General features: G+C 37.9%; 2 protein-coding genes. Both read right to left on the minus strand.

Features of this window, described 5'->3' with window-relative positions; translation table 11 throughout:
* Nucleotides 1–491, minus strand: a 491-nt coding sequence (locus AC1DJR_RS28285) for an ATP-binding cassette domain-containing protein (RefSeq protein WP_477004076.1), incomplete at its 3' end; no start/stop codon positions are given.
* The coding region (locus AC1DJR_RS28290) for an alanine/glycine:cation symporter family protein (protein WP_477004077.1) at nucleotides 436–1,887 on the minus strand (1,452 nt) is incomplete at its 5' end. The genes AC1DJR_RS28285 and AC1DJR_RS28290, both read right to left, overlap by 56 nt.

The following is a 1,887-nucleotide window of genomic DNA, read 5'->3' on the forward strand; positions in this document are numbered from 1 at the left end:
AGTGTAATATTTTGCAGAACTGTTTTATGTGGGTATAAGTAAAAATGCTGGAAGACCATACCAATATTTCGGCGTAATTCATTCATATCTGTTTTTTTATTGTGTACGTCTGTATTTTGTACGATTAATTCTCCATCGGTAATCGCCTCTAACTGATTTATACACCGAAGCAATGTACTTTTTCCTGATCCTGAAGGACCAACAACTACTACCACTTCACCTTTTTTCACTTGCATATTAATATTTTCCAAAACTTGGAAGATACCATAATATTTATTTACATTACGAAACTCTATCACCATACTCCCCCCTCCCCTAAACAAAGCATGTACATTCTTTTTATATTCAAAAATAGGCAAAAAAATAACTTTCATCTTCATTTTGTCCATAAAAAAGAGCAAAGGGATTTCCCTTTGCTCTCTCATTCCTATCCTATTAAGATACTTCTTCTTTTTTATCTTTCCCGTATTCATGCTCCCAGAAATCAGCATTTTTAATTCCTAATTTCTGCGGATCGAACACTGGATCTTTTCCTTCTTTTTTCTGCTTTTCATAATCCTTTAGTGCGATCAATGCCGGTTTTTGTAATAATAGAATCGCAATAATGTTAACCCATGCCATAATTCCTACACCAATATCTCCTAAAGCCCATGCTGTTTCTGCTGTTTTTACACAACCGTAGAATACAACTCCTAAGAATACAAACTTTAGTACGATAGACATCCAAGGACGGTCTTTATCACGATTTAAGTAAGCTATATTCGTTTCTGCAATGTAGTAATAAGCCATAATTGTTGTAAATGCGAAGAATAGTAAAGAGATTGCTACGAAACCGTTTCCAAATCCAGGGAAAACTGATTCTACTGCTGCCTGTGTATAACCAGGACCTGGCTGTGCACCATTTAATTTATTGACGATAAAGTTTTTTCCGCTTGCATCAAATACGTTATACATGCCTGTAATAATCATCATAAATGCTGTTGCTGAACAAACAAATAATGTATCAATGTAAACGGAAAATGCTTGCACTAACCCTTGTTTAGCTGGATGCGATACTTCAGCTGCTGCTGCTGCATGCGGTCCAGTTCCTTGCCCTGCTTCATTTGAATAAATACCACGTTTTACACCCCAAGAGATTGCTAAACCGATAATTCCACCAAAAGCTGCTTCTAGTGCAAATGCACTTTTTAAAATTAACATGAAAGCGTCTGGTAATTTTTCAATATTCATACCTACAATTACACAAGCTACTAAAATATAACCAAGCGCCATAAACGGTACTACAACTTGCGCTACGTTAACAATTCGCTTAACTCCACCAAAAATAATAAGTGCTAATGCCRCTACTAATACCGCCCCTGATACAGAAGTATTAATRCCAAAAGCTGTTTCTARACTTACAGCAATACTATTCGCTTGAACACCTGGAAGCAGCATTCCTGTTGCAATAATTGTCGCTGCGACGAACACTAATGCGTACCATTTAACACCTAGTCCTTTTTCAATGTAATAAGCAGGACCACCGCGGAATTGCCCTTGATGCTTCGTCTTATATATTTGTGCAAGCGTCGATTCTACATATGCAGAACCAGCTCCTAGAAAGGCTACCGCCCACATCCAAAATACAGCGCCTGGACCACCAAAGGCAACAGCCGTTGCAACACCGGCAATATTTCCGGTTCCAACGCGCCCTGATAACGAAAGTGCTAACGCTTGGAACGAAGAAACACCCGCATCAGACTTTTCTCCCTTAAATGTAAGCTTCACCATTTCTCCTACATGTCTTACTTGTAAAAACCTCGTTCGAATGGAAAAATATAAGCCTACTCCTAAACATAAATAGACAAGTGCGGGACTCCAAACAATATTATTTATCCAACTTACGAT

The organism is Bacillus sp. 05T31 (genome assembly GCF_056396725.1).